This is a genomic window from Streptomyces mayonensis (assembly GCF_018982965.1).
Classification (GTDB): domain Bacteria; phylum Actinomycetota; class Actinomycetes; order Streptomycetales; family Streptomycetaceae; genus Streptomyces; species Streptomyces mayonensis.
On sequence record NZ_JACBYP010000102.1, the window covers coordinates 12,790 to 30,049 of the forward strand.

Here is a 17,260-nt window from a genome sequence, read left to right on the forward strand (position 1 = left end):
GGGCGGTCCGCAGCAAGCGGCCCCGGGGCGAGCAGCCCGGCGCGAGCAGTGGGCGGTGGGCGGCCCGGCGGGCACGGCGGCGGGTGGGCTCAGGCGGTTGCCGTCCTCTCCTGCTCCTCCGGCTCCTCCTGCTCGGCCGGTGCCGGGGTCCAGCGGATGCGGGTGCTGCACAGGGCGACGGCGACGGCGCAGGCGGCCACGGCGCCCATGCCCCAGGACAGGTTGCTCGCGCTCGCGACGAAGCCGATGAGGGGCGGACCGGCCAGCAGGCCGGTGGTGCCCATGGCGGCGACCAGGGTCAGCGCGTCCGAACCCTGCCGGGCCGCGGCGGCGTAGACGCAGGGGGTGACGGCGGCGATGCCCAGGCCCATGCAGGCGAACCCGGCGAGAGCGGGGGCGACGCCTCCGCTGACCAGGGCGGCGGCGAGGCCGGCTCCGGCCACCGCGCTGCCGAGGAGGACCACCCGTCCGTCGCCCCAGCGGGCGCGCCAGCCGTCGGCGAAGACGCGGGCGACGACCATCATGCCGGAGACCACGGCGATGCCCAGCGGGGCGAGTTCCGCCGACGCCTTCGCGACGTCCTCGAGGTAGAGGGCCGACCAGTCGTTCATGGCGCCCTCGGCGACCGTGCCGAAGACCATGGCGCAGCACATCCACAGGGTCAGGCGGGAGGGGAGCGTCCAGCGGCGGCGGGCCGGTTCCGGGCCGGCCGCGGTCCCGGCCGGGGTCTCCTCGGCCGGGACCTCCTTCGCCGGGGCGTCCTCGTCGAGCAGGCCCGTGCGGGCCGTCACGTTCAGGGCGGCCAGGAGGACGACGGCGACGCCGAAGTGGGCCGTGACCGAGCCGGTCGCCGCGGTCATGCCGGAGGCGAGGAGGGCCGCGAGCAGCGATCCGGCGCTGAAGGTGGCGTGCAGCTTCGCCATGGTGTTGCGTCCGTGCCGTGTCTCCAGGGCCGCGCCCTGCGCGTTCATGGCCACGTTCAGGCAGCCGACCAGGACGCCGTCCGCGCACATGACCAGCAGGGCCACCGGGTAGTTGGGGGCCGCCGCGAGGCCGAGCAGCGCGAGGGCCAGGCCGAGCTGCGAGAGCAGGGCCAGGCGGCGCGAGCCGAGGCGCCGCATCAGGTACGCCACCGCCGGGAACGTCACCGCCGAACCGACCCCCGCGGCCATCAGGAGCACGCCCACCTCGCCCGCGCTCAGGTCCAGGCCGGACTTGAGGGCCGGGATCCGGGCCGCCCAGGTGGCGTACTGGAAGCCCAGCGAGAGGAAGAGCGCGGCGATCGCCACCTGGCCGCGCAGGAAGGGGTCGTTCGGGCGGGACACGCGCATCAGCTCACTTCGCGCAGGGTGGGGGGCGGGGACAGGGACGGGTGGGCCGGGACCGGCTTGGACATGTAGACGGCCCCGCCGCCGTACGCGTCGGCGGGCACGACGCCGGGCTGGGCGGTGAAGCCGCGCGCCGTCCAGAAGCGTTCGGTGCCGTCCACCGCGACCAGGGAGATCCACTCGTCGCCGCGGTCCCTGGCCGTGCCGGTGAGGTGGTGCAGGAGGTGGCGGGCGAGGCCGCGCCGACGCAGGCCGGGCGCCACGACGATGTCGTGGAGGTGGAGGTTGCCCCACCTCCTGGACGGGGACGTCTGCGGTTGCGCCTCCTCCGTCCTGGCCAGGTCCGGGTAGCGGTGCGGCGGGTAGGGCAGGGCGAGGACGTACCCGGCGGTGCGGGGGCCGACGTCCACGACGAAGCAGGTGTCCGGCGAGGCGGCCGCCCGGGACTCGAGCGCGGCCCGGCCCTCCGACAGGCCGAGCCCGGTGTAGGCGTCCCGCTCCAGCGCCGCCACGGCGTCCCAGTCCCGGTCGGCGAGGGGCCGTACGCGCACGGCTTCATCCATCGGCGCCGCTCCCTTCCGGGCGGCCGGCGAAGGCGTGCGGGAGCGGGGCGAAGCCGTTGAAGCCGACGGTGGTGTAGCTGGTCGCGTAGGCGCCGCAGGACAGCACCCAGACCGGGTCGCCGGAGGCCAGCTCCGCGGGGACCCGGAGCAGCCCCTCCTCGTGGGAGTAGGCGTCGTCGCTGTCGCAGGTGGGTCCGGCGACGACGGCGGGCACGCGCGGGCCCTCGGTGCGGCCCGGGAAGTGCAGGGGGTACTGGAGGGCGTCCATCTCGTAGAGGCCGTTGAACTTCCCGCAGCTCAGGTAGAGCCAGTACTGCCGCCGTCCGTCGGCTCCGCGGCGCTCGGCGAGGCGGGTGACGTGGGCGCGGATCGCGCCGTGGTCGGCGACGAGGTGCCGTCCGGGTTCGACGACGAAGTCCAGGGGGCCGCCGTGGACGCGGCGCAGTTCGTCCGTGCCCTCCCGGATCACGCGGAAGATCTTGTCCAGCGGCGGGTCGAGGTGCGCGCCGCGCCGGTCGCGGTAGCCGAGCGCGGGCAGGCCGCCGCCGAGGTTGACGTGGTCGACGCGGATGCCGCGCGCGGCGAGGTCGCGCAGCACGTCGCCGAGGTCCTCGACGGCGGCGTGCCAGGCCTCGCCGGTCATCTGCTGGGAGCCGACGTGCACGGACAGGCCGGCCGGGACCAGGCCGGCGTCCCGGGCCCGCTCCAGGATGGCGGCGGCGTCCTCGGGCGGGCAGCCGAACTTGTTGCTCAGCCCCCACACGGCCCCGTCCCCGCCGGTCGCCACCCGGCAGAAGACGCGGGCGCCGGGCGCGTGGACGGCGAGCGCGGCCACGTCCTCGGCGCTGTCGGTGGCGAAGGTGCGCACGCCCAGCCGGTGGGCCTCGGCGATGTGCCGGTCGGACTTTACGGTGTTGCCGTAGTGCACGCGCCCGGCCGGCACCCCGGCCCGCAGCGCCTGCTCCACCTCGCCGGGGCTGGCGGCGTCGATCCCGGCGCCCCGGCCGGCGAGGACCCCGAGGACCTCGTCGACCGGGCAGGCCTTCAGCGCGAACCGCACCTGTACGCCGGGGAGTTCGGCGCGCAGGGCGTCCAGGCTCCGTCCGATGCCGGCCAGGTCGTAGACGATCCGGTCCTCGGTGGCGGCGGCGAGGGCGGCGGCCAGCGGCTCGCTCAGGACCTCGCCCGTGGTCGGCGCGCTCACCGGGGCTGTCCCGGCGGCCGGGTGAGGGGCGTGGTCCGGGCGGCGGCCACCAGCCCCTCCCAGGCCTCCGTCAGCACCGCGAAGTCCGCCATGTCGTCGCGCGCCTCGTCGAGGAGGCGGGCTCGCCGGCCGGCCAGCAGGTCGGCGAACTCGGCGTACCGGCCGCCCAGTCGGCGGTAGGCCGTGTCGAGGGCGTCGAGCCTGCGGACGTTCTCGGCGGTGTCCAGGCCGGTGCTCTCGCGGGCCAGGGCGGCCACGGCGGCGGGGCTGACCCGGCCGTCGCCGTCCAGGAGCGCGTCACCGGCCTCGGCCATCCGGTCGTAGACGTGGTGGAGGTAGAGCATCGACAGCAGGAACTTGGCGAATCGGGTCTGGTAGGCGAGGAAGCCGGGGCCGGTCCGCCGTTCGCCCGTGTAGTAGTTGACGATGTTGCGGTTGTGCAGCACGCCCGGCAGCCGGGCGTGCTGCACGAGGTGGAAGAGCAAGTAGTCGCTGCCGATGGTGTCCCGGGCGGGCGGCAGCGGCACGCGCTCACTGACGCTCGGGCCGTGGAAGGCGATGTTGCACATGTCGACCCGCATGGGGTCGACCACGGTCAGCAGGGAGCGGTCCGCCGTGAAGGGTTCGGTGCCCGCGCCGGTGAACGACTCCTCGACCAGCTCCCGCTTCTGCTCGGCGGACCAGTCCTCGGGCGCCCACAGGGAGACGACGTCGTGGTAGACAGCGGGGTCGGCGTCCCGTATCTGCGCGATGTCGACGGAGAGTTCGCCCACGAAGGAGCTGCCGACCATGGCGACCCGCCGCCCGAGGAGGCCGTCCGGGAGGGCGACCGGCTCGGTGACGCCGGACACCGCGTCGGCGGCGGTCCTGCCGAGGGAGAGCAGCTCGTGGTGGACGGGGAAGGCGGTACGGCCGTCCACGTGCTGGTAGCGGCTGTCGGAGTCCCTGCGGTGGACGGACTCGCAGCCGAGCGCGGCCGCGATCAGGAAGGCACGGTTGGTGCAGGCGCCGTAGGACAGTCCGTCGGGGAGCATCAGGTCGAGCAGCAGCTCGGGCTTGGCGCTGGCGGAGCGTGCCGTCAGACGGGCCAGGAAGTCGCGCTGGGCGGCCTCGTCGAGGTGGTGCGCGGTGATCCGCGGGTGGGCGGGCAGGTGCCGTAGCGCGCCGGCGTGGGCGGCACGGTCCTCGGGGGCGCTGGAGTCGAGGACCAGGAGGTGGACCTGGACACCGAAGTGGTCGGCCGCGTGGGCGGCTTCCGCTCCGAGGGCGGTGATGGTGTCCGGGCAGTGCCGGTTGGTGGGCAGGGTCAGGCAGATGCTGCGCATGCGGCGTCCCCGGTGGCCTCGTCGGTCGTCCCGTCCGTGCCGGCGTCGGCGTGCCAGGACTTCAGGCCCAGCAGCCTGGCGCCGAGTTCGGTCAGTTCGGCGGGGCCGTAGCGCTCGGACTCGTGCCGGTGGGCGTCGCCGAGGAGGGTGGCGTTCCAGTCGGGGGTGGTGAGGTTCTTCCAGGAGTCCACGCGGGAGTCGCGCAGGGTGCGGTGGGTCTCCAGCGCGGGCATCATCGACAGGTACTGCACCGCGCGCACGCCCTGCCCGGAGATGTTCGGCGCGACGCCGTGGGCCAGCAGGCCGTTCCAGATGAGCAGGTCGCCGGCCTCCAGGTCGGGGCGTACGACGGGCATGTCCTCGCGGTCGATCGCGGGCCGGATGGGGTCGCGGTCGTCGGGCTGGAGGGCCTTCCAGCGGTCGAAGCGCCGGAACAGTTCGGGGCAGCACTGGAAGCCGCCGTGGTCGGGCTTGGTGTCGTTGAGCGCGATGATGCCCTGGACGCGCTGCGGCAGGATGCCCTGCGTGGTGTCGACGTCCCAGTGCAGCTCGATGTCGAAGCCGCGCTCGGGCTTGTCGATGAGGGCGCGGTCGCGGTTGCCCGTGTTGGGCGGGTTGAGGTTGAGCCGGTCCAGGGTGACCCACAGCTCCTCGCAGTCCCAGACGTCGACGAAGGCGTCGTAGACGCGCTGCGTCTGGCGGCTGTCCCAGATGAGCTGGTGCTGGTACGCCTCGACGAAGCCGTAGATGTGCAGTTCCTGGTCGAGGTCGGAGCGGTACTCGCGCTCCGGGTACCAGGTGTCGGGGCGTTCGGGGTCGAGGCCCTGGAACTCCCAGGCGAAGTCGAGCAGCCGGCGCGCGGAGGCGGCGGGTATCGCCTCCTTCACCACGACGTAGCCGTACGTCTGCCAGTGGGCGAAGTCCTCCTCGGACAGCACCCGCAGCGGCCGGGTCTTGTCGAGGTCGCGCAGCTGGGTGCGGGCCAGGTACGTGTCGGCGTCCGCGCTGAAGTAGGGCAGGTCCGACGGTGCTCGGTGGAGGTAGGAATCGGGCGTCGCCATGGGGTGCTCCAGGTCCTCGCCGTCGCCCCGTGCGGGCAACGGCGGTGCGTGCGACGGGGATCGGGCCGTCGCACCTGAGGTCGGTGGTGGCAGCGGGGCCCGCTCGCGCCACGGGGCGGGGGCGGGTCGACGAGGGCGGCTCCCGGGCCGGGGTTCGGCCCCGCTCAGGGCGTTGCCCGGCCCGCGCCCCCGTCCGGAACGGTCGTCTCGTCCGGGGTGGTCGTCACGGAGGTCGTCGTACGGAGGTATCGCCGCGCAGGCGGCCTCGCAGCCGGCCGCGGCGGTGCCCGGCGCGGGAGCGGCTGTCGCGGGTTCCCCTCGCCGAACGTGCGCCTCACAATGGACTAGACCAAGGGAGAGTGTCAACACTGTTCCCGAGGGGGCCAGTTGTTACTTCGGAGTTGCCCGAGTGGGACGGATCCCCCTCTTGACACGCCTGGTTAACCTGAAGGCGCACCTTCTTGGTCTATACCAAGGATCTTCCTCCGCAAGGCTCCGAAAGGCGCGGCCGATGAGCACCAGCAAGCACAGCAGCGAGTTGCGTCGGCTCGCGCTCTCCGTTCTGCAGCCGGGTTTCGTGGGCACCGAGGCGCCCGACTGGGTGCTGCGCGACATCGGCGACGGCCTGGCCTCCGTCGTGCTCTTCTCCCGAAACATCGTCTCCACCGAGCAGGTCGCCCGGCTGACCGCCCAACTCCGCGCGGAGAACCCGGAGCTGATCGTGGCGATCGACGAGGAGGCGGGCGACGTCACCCGCATCGAGTCCGCCACGGGTTCGTCCAGGCCGGGCAACTTCGCCCTCGGCACCGTCGACGACCCGGAGCTGACCGAGGCCGTCGCCGCCGACCTCGGCCGGCAGCTGCGCACCGCCGGGGTGAGCCTCGACTACGCGCCGAGCGCGGACGTGAACTCCAACCCCGACAACCCGATCATCGGCGTACGCTCCTTCGGCTCGGACCCCGGCGTGGTCTCCCGGCACACCGCGGCGTGGATCCGCGGCCTCCAGTCCTCCGGCGTCGCCGCCTGCGCCAAGCACTTCCCCGGCCACGGCGACGTGGCCGTCGACTCCCACCACGACCTGCCCGCGTACCCGGCCGGGCTGGACGAGATCGCCGCCCAGGCGCTGCCCCCGTTCCGGGCCGCCGTGGCGGCCGGGGTCCGCGCGGTGATGAGCGGTCACCTGCTGGTCCCGGCCTACGATCCCGGCCTGCCGGCCACGCTGAGCCGGCGCATCCTGCACGACCTGCTCCGCGACGAGCTGGGCTTCGACGGCCTGGTGGTCAGCGACGCCATCGAGATGGGCGCCGTCACCCGCCGGTACGGCATCGACGGCGCCACGGTGAAGGCCGTCGCCGCCGGGGTGGACGCCGTCTGCGTCGGCGGCGAGAGCGCCGAGGAGGCCACCACCGCGCTGCTGGTCAAGGCGCTGACCGCCGCGGTGTCGGACGGGGAACTGCCCGAGGAGCGGCTGGCCGGTGCGGCGGAGCGGGTACGGGAGTTCGCCGCCTGGTCGGCCGGGCTGCGGGCCGGAGCCCTGTCCGCCCCGGCAGCGGCGGGCGGGGAGGGCGTCGGTCGCGCCGCCGCGCGCCGTGCCGTACGGCTCACCGGTGCCGCGCGCGAGGCCCTGCCGCTGACGGCACCGCCGCACGTGGTCGAGCTGGCCCCGGTGACCAACATGGCCATCGGCAAGGAGACCCCGTGGGGCGTGGCCGGCCCGCTGCGGGAGCGGCTGCCCGGCACCACCTCGGTACGGGTGCGCGGCCAGGAACTGGAGGAGGGGACGGTGGCGCTGGAGCGCTGCGCCCTCGAACCGGCCGCGGGACGCCCGCTGGTGATCGTCGCGCGCGACGCCGCCCGGCACGCCTGGATGAGCCGCGCCCTGACCGGACTGACCGCGGCCCGCCCGGACGCGATCGTGGTCGAGATGGGGCTGCCCGGCGCCGAGGGCCCCGCGGCGGCCCAGATCTTCACCCACGGCGCGAGCGCGGCCTCCGGGGTGGCCGCGGCGGAGGTCCTGGCGGGCGCGGACGCCCACTGACCCGCCCGGTCCCGGGCGCCCGGCCGGTGGCCGGAGGGCTCAGCGGGCGGTCTGCGTGTGGACGTACTCCACGAGGCGGGTCAGCGCGTCCGGGTCGGTGGTGGGCAGGACCCCGTGGCCGAGGTTGAAGACGTGGCCCTCCAGGTCCGCCGCCGCGTCCAGGATCTCGCGGGTCTTGGTCTCCACCGCCTCGCGCCCGGCGAAGAGGACGGCCGGGTCCAGGTTGCCCTGCAGCGCCCTGCCGGGGCCGACGCGGCGGGCCGCCTCGTCCAGCGGGACGCGCCAGTCGACGCCGACCACGTCCGCGCCGGCCTCCCCCAGCAGGCCGAGCAGCTCGCCGGTGCCGACGCCGAAGTGGATGCGCGGCACGCCGTACCCGGAGACGGCCTCGAAGACCTTGCGGGAGGCGGGCAGCACCGAGCGGCGGTAGTCGGCGGGCGAGAGGGCGCCGACCCAGGAGTCGAAGAGCTGGACGGCGCTCGCACCCGCCTCGATCTGCACCTTCAGGAAGGCGGCCGTGATGCCCGCGAGCCGGTCGAGCAGGTCGGCCCACAGCTGCGGGTCGCCGTACATGAGGGCCTTGGTGTGCTCGTGGTTGCGGGACGGGCCGCCCTCCACGAGGTAGCTGGCGAGGGTGAACGGCGCACCGGCGAAGCCGATCAGCGGGGTGGCACCCAGCTCGCGGGTGAGCAGGCCGAAGGCCTCGGTGACGTAGGTGACGTCCTCGGGGGTGAGGTCGCGAAGCTGCGCCAGGTCCGCCCGGGTGCGGATCGGGTTGGCGATCACCGGGCCGACGCCGGGCTTGATGTCGAGGTCGATGCCGATGGCCTTGAGCGGGACCACGATGTCGCTGAAGTAGATCGCCGCGTCCACGCCGTGCCGCCGCACCGGCTGGAGGGTGATCTCGGCGACCAGTTCCGGCCGCATGCAGGACTCCAGCATCGGGATGCCCTCGCGCACCTTCAGGTACTCCGGCAGCGAGCGCCCCGCCTGCCGCATGAACCACACGGGGGTGTGCGGCACCGGCTCACGCCTGCACGCCCTCAGGAAGGCGGAGTCGTACGTGGCGGTCGGCTGCTTGCCCGCGGGGCTCTCGTTGGCACTCACACGGCCAGTCTCCCACGAGCACCGGACACCACCTGCCACGGGTGGGGCGCCCCCGCAGGACCGCAGGATCCGGACATCGCGCCCGCACGCGGGTGTCCCTCCCTGCGCCGGGCCGCCGTTCCGCTTAATGTTCCCCGCATGGCTGCGGCTCAGGGACGACTGTCGGACGGCGCTGGCGGAATGGACGAGACGAAGGGGCCCCAGGAGGAGGCCCGGCACAACGGGGACCACGGGAGCAAGGGGAGTCAGGGGAGCAAGGGGAGTACCGGTACCGCGCCCTCGGCCTTCACGGCCGCCGTCGAGGCGCTGCGGACGGCGCGACTGCGGCCGCAGGTGGAGGTCGAGGCGACGCGCGCACCGCAGCGGCTCGCCCCGTACGCGTACGCCCTGGAGGCCGCGGTCGTGGACGGCGACGAGGACCTGGCGGACGGACGGCTGGTGCTGCTGCACGACCCGTCCGGACACGACGGCTGGCACGGGACGTTCCGGCTGGTGACGCTGGTGCGGGCCGAACTGGAGCCGGAGATGGCCGCGGACCCGCTGCTGCCGGACGTGTGCTGGTCCTGGCTCACCGGCGCGCTCCAGGCGCGCGGGCTGACGTACGGCGAGCCCAGCGGCACGGTCACGCGCGCGAGTTCCCACTACTTCGGGGGACTCTCGGAGCGCCCGTCCGCCTCGCAGATCGAGATCCGGGCGTCCTGGACGCCGCGGGAGGGCCTGGGCGGCGTCCCGGACACCGCGGCGCACCTGTCCTCGTGGTGCGACCTGCTGGCCCAGGTCGCGGGCCTGCCGCCGGCGGCGCCCGGCGACGCGTCGATCGTCACCCTGCCGCAGCGGCGCGGCCCGCAGTCACGCTGACCGGACCTACCACCGACCCGGTCACCACTGCCCGGCTCACCACCGGATCACCACCGACCGGATCACCACCGACCGGACATTGACCAGACTCCACAGATCGGACACCAGAGCGCCCGGCCGTCCCACCGGCCGGGCGCTCCGCCGTGTGACCGCTCCTGCACGCTTCCGCCCCCGCCGGAACCGCACAGGCACCACATCGGCGCCGCTTCGGCGCCACATCGACAGCGCTTCGGAACCGCATCGTGCACCGTTTTGCCCGGGACCTCTCCCGCCCTCGGGAAACGTTCCGTCACTTTGTCGACACAGCCACATTCGGCCATGTATCGACAAAGTGCGGAAGCGTTCGATCTTCGAATGATCGACAGCGTGTCCGAATTGCTCGGATTGTTACTCACTAGATCGTGATCATTCTCTAAAGGCGGACGGGTTCGCTGCCGAAGACGACTGTGACCTTGAAAGCACGGTTCGTCCCGGCTTCACCCCCACGAGCCGGCCCCGTCCCGCACCCCAGGAGGCCTGGTGTCCGTTCTCCTCGAGCAGCCTGCAAGCCTGGTCGCCTACCGCCCGAACAAGCCGACCGCCATGGTGGTCGTGGCCGACCAGCGCGTCCGTTCCACCGTCACCCGCCACCTGTGGGCGCTCGGTGTGCGCGACGTCATCGAGGCCTCGTCCGTCGCGGAGGCTCGTCCCCGCATCGGCAACCCCCGTGACATCTGTGTCGCTGAAGTACACCTCCCCGACGGCTCAGGACTGACCCTGCTGTCGGAGACCCGCGCCGCGGGCTGGCCCAACGGCCTCGCCCTGTCCGCCGCCGACGACATCGGCGCCGTGCGCAACGCCCTCGCGGGCGGCGTCAAGGGCTACGTCGTCACCGGCACCCGCACCAACGTCGGGCTCCCCACCCGGCCGGGCGCCGCCCCCATCGGCGCCGCCGCCGCCCGACTGCACCGCCGCCCCCCGGGCGCCCCGAGCCACCCGGGCGGATACCGCGAACTCTCCGGCCGCGAGGTCGAGGTGCTGCGCCTGGTCGCGGAGGGCCAGTCGAACAAGGCGATCGGCGTCTCGATGGGCCTGTCCGCCCTGACCGTCAAGAGCCACCTCGCCCGCATCGCCCGCAAGCTCGGCACGGGCGACCGCGCCGGGATGGTCGCGGTCGCCCTGCGCACCGGCATCATCCACTGACCGCCCCTCCCCCGCGGGCGCCCCACGGGCATCCCGTGCAGCCCGTCCTTTCACCGACCTGACCGGTTTACGACCCCCCGGCGCCCACGAAACCGCAGCAGACCGTTCACTGCGAACCACCGGAGGCGCCCCTCCGGACGACGCCGGATCTTCTGCGAGTCAGGCGCCGACCCCCTTGCTCGAACCACGCGAGGGCATTCCCGAGGTGATCGCCGACGCGGCCGCCCTCGCCGAGGTGACCGCCGCCTTCGCCGCCGGCCGCGGCCCCGTCGCCGTCGACGCCGAGCGCGCCTCCGGGTACCGCTACGGCCAGCGCGCGTATCTGGTGCAACTACGCCGCGAGGGCGCGGGGACCGCGCTGATCGACCCGGTGGCCTGTCCCGACCTCTCCGGCCTCGGCGCGGCGATCGCCGGCGCCGAGTGGGTGCTGCACGCCGCCACCCAGGACCTGCCGTGCCTGCGCGACATAGGGATGGTGCCCGCCCGCATCTTCGACACCGAGCTGGCCGGGCGGCTCGCCGGGTTCCCGCGCGTCGGGCTCGGCGCGATGGTGGAGAACGTCCTGGGCTACGTCCTGGAGAAGGGCCACTCGGCCGTCGACTGGTCGACCCGCCCGCTGCCCGAGCCCTGGCTGCGCTACGCCGCGCTCGACGTCGAACTCCTCGTCGACCTGCGCGACGCGCTGGAGAAGGAGCTGGACCGGCAGGGCAAGCTGGAGTGGGCCCGGCAGGAGTTCGACGCGATCGCCTCGGCCCCGCCGCCCGAGCCCCGCAAGGACCCGTGGCGCCGTACGTCCGGCATGCACAAGGTGCGCCGGCGCCGTCAGCTGGCCGTCGTGCGGGAGCTGTGGCAGGCCCGGGACCGGATCGCGCAGCGCCGGGACGTCTCCCCCGGCAAGGTGCTCGGGGACGCGGCGATCGTCGAGGCGGCGCTCGCGCTGCCGCCCAACGTGCACGCGCTGGGCGCGCTGAACGGCTTCGGGCGGGTCAACCGCCGTCAGCTGGAGCAGTGGCAGAGCGCGGTCGACCGGGCCAGAGCCCTGTCCGAGTCGCAGCTGCCGCAGCCGGGACAGCCGGTCACCGGGCCCCCGCCGCCGCGCGCGTGGGCCGACAAGGACCCGGCCGCCGCGACCCGGCTGACCGCGGCGCGCGCGGCGGTGACCGCGCTCGCCGAACGGCTGAACATGCCGCAGGAGAACCTGATCACGCCGGACACCGTGCGCCGGGTCTGCTGGGAGCCGCCCGAGGACGTGGACGCCGGGTCCGTGAGCGCGGCCCTCGCCGGGCACGGGGCCCGGCCCTGGCAGGTGGAGCAGGTGACACCGGTCCTGGTGCCGGCACTGGCCCGGGGCACCGCCTGAGATCCGCCGGTCCGGGCCGCCCGCGGGGCGGCCGGTGCGGTGGTGAGCGGCGAGTTCCGGCCAGGATGCCGGGCCGGGCGGTCCTCCGGTGGTGTGACGGGCGGTGTGACCTTCGCCGCTCCCGCCGGGGGGACTGGGCAGCTACGTTACTCATAAGTAGCATGGGGCTGAGCGCGCGCTCAGCGCATGCGTGCCGCAGCAGTGCCACCCCGCACCCTGGAGGAGAGCCATCGTGCCTCGTACCGTCAGGGACGTCGTCTTCGTCGACGGCGTCCGCACCCCGTTCGGCAAGGCGGGCCCGAAGGGCGTCTACCACGAGACCCGCGCCGACGACCTGGTCGTGAAGGCGATCCGGGAGCTGCTGCGCCGCAACCCCGGTCTCGACCCCAAGAAGATCGACGAGGTCGCCGTCGCCGCGACCACGCAGATCGGCGACCAGGGCCTGACCATCGGCCGCACCGCCGGCATCCTGGCGGGCCTGCCCACCTCGGTCCCCGGCTACTCCATCGACCGCATGTGCGCGGGCGCCCTGACCGCCGTGACCACGGTGGCCGGCTCCGTCGCCTTCGGCGCGTACGACGTCGCCGTCGCGGGCGGGGTCGAGCACATGGGCCGCCACCCGATGGGCGAGGGCGTGGACCCCAACCCGCGGTTCGTCAGCGAGAAGCTGGTCGACGAGTCCGCCCTGTTCATGGGCATGACCGCCGAGAACCTGCACGACCGCTACCCGTCGATCACCAAGCAGCGCGCCGACGAGTACGCGGTGCGCTCGCAGGAGAAGGCCGCCAAGGCCTACGCCAACGGCCAGATCCAGGCCGACCTGGTGCCGGTCTCGGTGCGCCGCACCAACGAAGAGGCGGGCGAGACGGGCTGGGGCCTGGTCACCGCCGACGAGCCGATGCGTCCGGGCACCACGCTGGAGAACCTGGCGGGCCTGAAGACGCCGTTCCGCGTGCACGGCCGGGTCACCGCGGGCAACGCGGCCGGTCTGAACGACGGCGCCACCGCGTCGGTCATCGCGAGCGAGGACTTCGCCCGCGAACACGGCCTCCCTGTGAAGATGCGCCTGGTCTCGTACTCCTTCGCGGGCGTCGAGCCCGAGGTCATGGGCTACGGCCCGATCCCGGCGACGGAGAAGGCCCTGGCGCAGGCCGGGCTGTCCATCGACGACATCGGCCTGTTCGAGATCAACGAGGCCTTCGCCGTCCAGGTCCTCGCGTTCCTGGAGCACTACGGCATCGCCGACGACGACGCGCGCGTCAACCAGTACGGCGGCGCCATCGCCTTCGGCCACCCGCTGGCCTCCTCCGGCGTCCGGCTGATGACGCAGCTGGCCCGCCAGTTCGAGGAGCAGCCGCACGTCCGCTACGGCCTGACCACCATGTGCGTCGGCTTCGGCATGGGCGCGACCGTCGTCTGGGAGAACCCGCACTTCGAGGGGGACAAGTGAGCACCACCGCAGAGCTGTTGAAGGGTGCGGCCGAGCTGTTCCCGGACGAGGTCGTCACGCAGGCGCACGTACGCCACTTCGACCTCCCCCTCGGCGCGGGCCGTTTCGCCCTGATCACCCTGGACAACGGGCACGACCACAAGAAGCCGACCACGCTGGGCCCGCAGTCGCTGGCGAACATCGACGCCGCGATCGACCGGGTCGAGAAGGAGGCCGCGGACGGCGACATCGTCGGCGTCGGCGTCACCGGCAAGCCGTTCATCTTCGCCGTCGGCGCCGACCTCAAGGGCGTCGAGCTGCTGAAGCGGCACGAGGACGCGCTGGCCATCGGCAAGGGCGGTCACGACGTCCTCAAGCGCCTCGCGAACCTGGCGGTGCCGTCCTTCGCGTACTACAACGGCGCCTCCATGGGCGGCGGCGTGGAGATCGGCCTGCACTGCACCTACCGCACGGTGTCGGCGGCCCTCCCGGCGTTCTCCCTGCCCGAGGTCTTCCTCGGCCTGGTCCCCGGCTGGGGCGGCTGCACGCTGCTGCCGAACCTGATCGGCGCCGAGAAGGCCGTCTCGGTGATCATCGAGAACAGCCTCAACCAGAACAAGCAGCTGAGGGGCGCGCAGGTCCACGAACTCGGCATCGCCGACGCGATCTTCGAGGGCGCTGACTTCCTGGAGCAGTCGCTGCTCTGGACGGCGTCCGTCCTCAAGGGCGAGATCACCGTCGAGCGCCCCGTGATCGACCGCGGCGAGGCCTGGGACCAGGCGGTCGCCAAGGGCCGGTTCGTCGCCGACGGCAAGGTGCACGGCGCCGCCCCGGCCGCCTACCACGCCCTGGACATCATCGCCGCCGCCAGGAACGGCGACCTCCAGCAGGGCTACGACGCCGAGGACCGGGCCCTCGCCGACCTGATCATGGGCGGTGAGCTGCGCTCCGGCATCTACGCCTTCAACCTGGTGCAGAAGCGCGGCAAGCGGCCGGCGGGCGCCCCGGACAAGAACCTGGCCCGCCCGGTCACCAAGGTGGGCGTGGTCGGCGCCGGTCTGATGGCCTCGCAGCTCGCGCTGCTCTTCCTGCGCCGCCTGGAGGTGCCGGTCGTGCTGACCGACATCGACCAGGAGCGCGTCGACAAGGGCGTGGGCTACGTCCACGCCGAGATCGACAAGCTGCTCGGCAAGGGCCGGGTCAACCAGGACAAGGCGAACCGGCTGAAGGGCCTGGTCTCCGGCGTCCTGGACAAGGCCGAGGGCTTCGCGGACGCGGACTTCGTCATCGAGGCCGTCTTCGAGGAGATGGGCGTCAAGCAGAAGGTCTTCGCCGAGGTCGAGGCCGTGGCGCCCGCGCACGCGATCCTCGCGACGAACACCTCCTCGCTCTCGGTCTCGGAGATGGCGTCGAAGCTGAAGCACCCGGAGCGGGTCGTCGGCTTCCACTTCTTCAACCCGGTGGCGATCCTGCCCCTGCTGGAGATCGTCCGCGGCGAGCAGACCGACGAGGCTTCGCTGGCCACGGCGTTCGGCGTCGCCAAGAAGCTGAAGAAGACCGCGGTCCTCGTCAAGGACGCCCCGGCGTTCGTGGTCAACCGCATCCTGACCCGCTTCATGGGCGAGATCCAGAACGTCATCGACGAGGGCACCCCGGTGCCGGTGGCGGAGAAGGCGGTGGAGCCGCTCGGCCTGCCGATGTCCCCGCTGGTCCTCCTGGAGCTGGTCGGCCCGGCCATCGGCCTGCACGTCTCGGAGACCCTCAACCGGGCCTTCCCCGAGCGCTTCACGGTCTCCCCGAACCTGAAGGCGGTCGTGGAGGCGGGCAAGCGCGGCTTCTACGTCTACTCCGCCGAAAACCCCGCCGAGCCCGAGCTGGACCCGGAGGTCGCCGCGCTTCTGAAGCAGGGCGACTCGGTCCTCACCGAGGAGCAGGTCCGCGACCGCGTCCTGGACGCGGTGGCCCAGGAGATCGGCCTGATGCTCGACGAGGGCGTCGTCGCCGAGGCCCAGGACATCGACCTCTGCCTGATCACCGGCGCCGGCTGGCCCTTCCACCTGGGCGGCATCACGCCGTACCTGGACCGCGAGGGCGTCGCCGAGCGGGTGAACGGGAAGCGGTTCCTGGAGCCTGGCGTGGCGAGCGTCCCGGCGTAACGGCCGTACGTCGGCGCTGAAGGGCCCCTGCCGAGGCAGGGGCCCTTCACTGTCCGTCGGGGTGTCCGCGGGTGCGAGAGGCCCGTGAGGGGCCGTCAGACGGCCTGCCAGGCGCCCAGCGCCAGGCCCGCCTCGTCCTTCTGCCGGGACAGGAGCAGCTGCCCGCCGGACGGGGACAGCGTCGCCGCCACCACCCGCCCGTCGGCGTCCTGGGCCAGGGAGACCAGGGCGTCGGCCGGCAGCGCGGGGCCCGACTCCGTCCAGGTCGCGCCCAGGTCCTCCTGTTCCGAGGGGTAGGCGGCGAAGACGACGCGGCCGCTGCCCTCCGAGCGCCGGGCGAGGAGGGTGCAGTCGTGGCCGTCTATCACGGCGCGGGCGGCGGCGACGGGACCGGGGCCGGCCGCGGACAGCAGGGGGACGGGCTTCGCACCGGGGCGCCACACGCACAGGCGGTCCGACTCGTCGGTGAAGAACAGGGTGGTGGCCTCGTCGGAGGTGGCCAGGGCGCGCAGCGTCCCCGGACGGGCGTCGGACTCCACGGCCTCCACGAGGTCGAACCGGGTGGCGGGCTTCTCCTGCCGCCAGTACTGGAGCGTGCCGGAGCCGGTCGCGTACAGCTCCATGCGTCCGGCCCGGCCCGCCACGGCGGCGGGCGGGCCCTGGAGGTCGGCGCCCTTGAGGTCGCGCCAGGCGAGCCAGCCGCCCTTGTGCCGCTGGGCGAGCATGGAGAGCCCACCGCCCCCGTTGCGCGCGTAGACGTGCCCGCGGCCCTGGTCGTCCACCGCGACGGCGGGCCCTCCGGTGGCCCCGCCCTTGCCGTCCGGGTGTCCGACGGGGGCCCAGTCGAGAGGGGCCAGCAGCGGGCGGAAGTGCGTGGTGTGGACCAGCTCGGCGCCGCCGGAGGCCGTGGGCGACCAGGCGGCCAGGTGCGTGTAGCCGTCGGCACCCCGGCCGATCGCCGCGACGGAGCTCAGCCGCCGGTCCCCGCCCATCCTGCGGGGAGCGGTCCAGGCACCGCCCGGAAGCTGCTCCGCCCGCCAGAGGACGGCGTCCTGGGCCATCAGGTAGACGCTGAGGCGGCCGTCCCGGCCGCGTATGAGCCACTCGCCGTTCACCTGATCATGTTATGCCGCCGTCCGTGGGACCGCTCAGGGGGTGTCCGTGCGACCCTGGCGGCATGGACCCTGAGGGCATGGAGGACGGCACCCCGCTCGTGGTCGTGGATGCCGCGAACGTCGTCGGGTCGGTGCCCGACGGCTGGTGGCGGGACCGGCGCGGGGCCGCGGAGCGGCTGCGGGACCGGCTGGCGGCGGACGGGGTGCCGGGGCGGTCCGGGCCGGTGGAGATCGTGCTCGTCGTCGAGGGCACGGCCCGCGGGGTGGAGTCCGTGCCCGGCGTACGGGTGGAGTCGGCGCCCGGCAGCGGCGACGACCACATGGTCGCGCTGGTCGCGCGGGCGGCCGGGGACCGCCCCGTCCTGGTCGTGACGGCCGACCGCGGGCTGCGCCGCCGGGTGACGGAACTGGGCGCGGAGGTGGCGGGACCGAGGACGGTACGCCCCGCCTGACCGGCGTCCCCGCATCCCCGCATCCCCGGCCCCCCCCCGTGCTCCACGGTGCCTCGCACCCCGCGCCCCGCGTGCCCCGTGG

14 protein-coding genes are annotated in these 17,260 nt (G+C 73.8%); 7 read left to right on the top strand and 7 right to left on the bottom strand.

Annotation, left to right across the window (positions count from 1 at the left end; translation table 11 throughout):
• Positions 1 to 89: 89 nt before the first annotated feature.
• From HZS56_RS29060 to HZS56_RS29080, 5 genes are read right to left on the bottom strand one after another with little or no spacing between them, the layout of a single operon-like run.
• A complete protein-coding gene (locus tag HZS56_RS29060; protein ID WP_374201218.1) occupies positions 90 to 1,325 on the bottom strand; it encodes an MFS transporter in 1,236 nt (411 codons plus the stop codon).
• Between the two features lie 5 nt (positions 1,326 to 1,330).
• Entirely contained in the window at positions 1,331 to 1,891 is a 561-nt protein-coding gene (locus HZS56_RS29065) for a GNAT family N-acetyltransferase (protein WP_216723773.1), read from the bottom strand.
• Positions 1,884 to 3,095, bottom strand: coding sequence for a type III PLP-dependent enzyme (locus HZS56_RS29070; RefSeq protein ID WP_308408185.1), 1,212 nt, complete (start codon positions 3,093 to 3,095; stop codon positions 1,884 to 1,886). The genes HZS56_RS29065 and HZS56_RS29070 overlap by 8 nt, the downstream gene beginning before the upstream one ends.
• A complete protein-coding gene (locus HZS56_RS29075; protein WP_216723774.1) occupies positions 3,092 to 4,420 on the bottom strand; it encodes a DUF6271 family protein in 1,329 nt (442 codons plus the stop codon). Before HZS56_RS29075 ends, HZS56_RS29070 begins: the two co-directional genes overlap by 4 nt.
• Positions 4,402 to 5,481 (bottom strand): phytanoyl-CoA dioxygenase family protein, encoded by a 1,080-nt coding sequence (locus HZS56_RS29080; protein ID WP_216723775.1) that lies wholly within the window; start codon positions 5,479 to 5,481, stop codon positions 4,402 to 4,404. The genes HZS56_RS29075 and HZS56_RS29080 overlap by 19 nt, the downstream gene beginning before the upstream one ends.
• Positions 5,482 to 5,992: 511 nt before the next feature.
• Between HZS56_RS29080 and HZS56_RS29085 the strand changes: the two genes are divergently transcribed.
• Entirely contained in the window at positions 5,993 to 7,519 is a 1,527-nt protein-coding gene (locus HZS56_RS29085; protein ID WP_216723776.1) for a glycoside hydrolase family 3 protein, read from the top strand.
• A gap of 39 nt (positions 7,520 to 7,558) precedes the next feature.
• On the opposite strand, the gene hemE is transcribed toward HZS56_RS29085, so the two are convergent.
• Entirely contained in the window at positions 7,559 to 8,626 is a 1,068-nt protein-coding gene (gene hemE, locus HZS56_RS29090) for a uroporphyrinogen decarboxylase (protein WP_216723777.1), read from the bottom strand.
• Between the two features lie 138 nt (positions 8,627 to 8,764).
• On the opposite strand from hemE, the gene HZS56_RS29095 reads away from it, so the two are divergent.
• From HZS56_RS29095 to HZS56_RS29115, 5 genes are all read left to right on the top strand, one after another.
• The gene (locus HZS56_RS29095) at positions 8,765 to 9,484 is read left to right on the top strand and encodes a DUF3000 domain-containing protein (RefSeq protein WP_216723778.1); all 720 of its coding nucleotides are present in this window, start codon (positions 8,765 to 8,767) and stop codon (positions 9,482 to 9,484) included.
• 519 nt (positions 9,485 to 10,003) lie between these two features.
• Positions 10,004 to 10,666, top strand: a complete 663-nt coding sequence (locus HZS56_RS29100) for a helix-turn-helix transcriptional regulator (protein ID WP_059298226.1) — start codon at positions 10,004 to 10,006, stop codon at positions 10,664 to 10,666.
• 58 nt (positions 10,667 to 10,724) lie between these two features.
• A complete protein-coding gene (locus HZS56_RS29105) occupies positions 10,725 to 12,026 on the top strand; it encodes a ribonuclease D (protein WP_216723786.1) in 1,302 nt (433 codons plus the stop codon).
• Between the two features lie 232 nt (positions 12,027 to 12,258).
• On the top strand, positions 12,259 to 13,476 hold the full coding sequence (locus HZS56_RS29110; RefSeq protein ID WP_216723779.1) for an acetyl-CoA C-acyltransferase: 1,218 nt from the start codon (positions 12,259 to 12,261) through the stop codon (positions 13,474 to 13,476).
• Positions 13,473 to 15,611: a 3-hydroxyacyl-CoA dehydrogenase NAD-binding domain-containing protein gene (locus HZS56_RS29115; protein WP_216723780.1), complete on the top strand. Its 2,139-nt coding sequence runs from the start codon at positions 13,473 to 13,475 to the stop codon at positions 15,609 to 15,611. Before HZS56_RS29110 ends, HZS56_RS29115 begins: the two co-directional genes overlap by 4 nt.
• A gap of 95 nt (positions 15,612 to 15,706) precedes the next feature.
• On the opposite strand, the gene HZS56_RS29120 is transcribed toward HZS56_RS29115, so the two are convergent.
• Positions 15,707 to 16,726, bottom strand: a complete 1,020-nt coding sequence (locus HZS56_RS29120) for a DUF8189 domain-containing protein (protein ID WP_216723781.1) — start codon at positions 16,724 to 16,726, stop codon at positions 15,707 to 15,709.
• A 77-nt stretch (positions 16,727 to 16,803) separates the two neighbouring features.
• On the opposite strand from HZS56_RS29120, the gene HZS56_RS29125 reads away from it, so the two are divergent.
• Positions 16,804 to 17,178, top strand: a complete 375-nt coding sequence (locus tag HZS56_RS29125) for a PIN domain-containing protein (RefSeq protein WP_216723787.1) — start codon at positions 16,804 to 16,806, stop codon at positions 17,176 to 17,178.
• Positions 17,179 to 17,260: the final 82 nt, after the last annotated feature.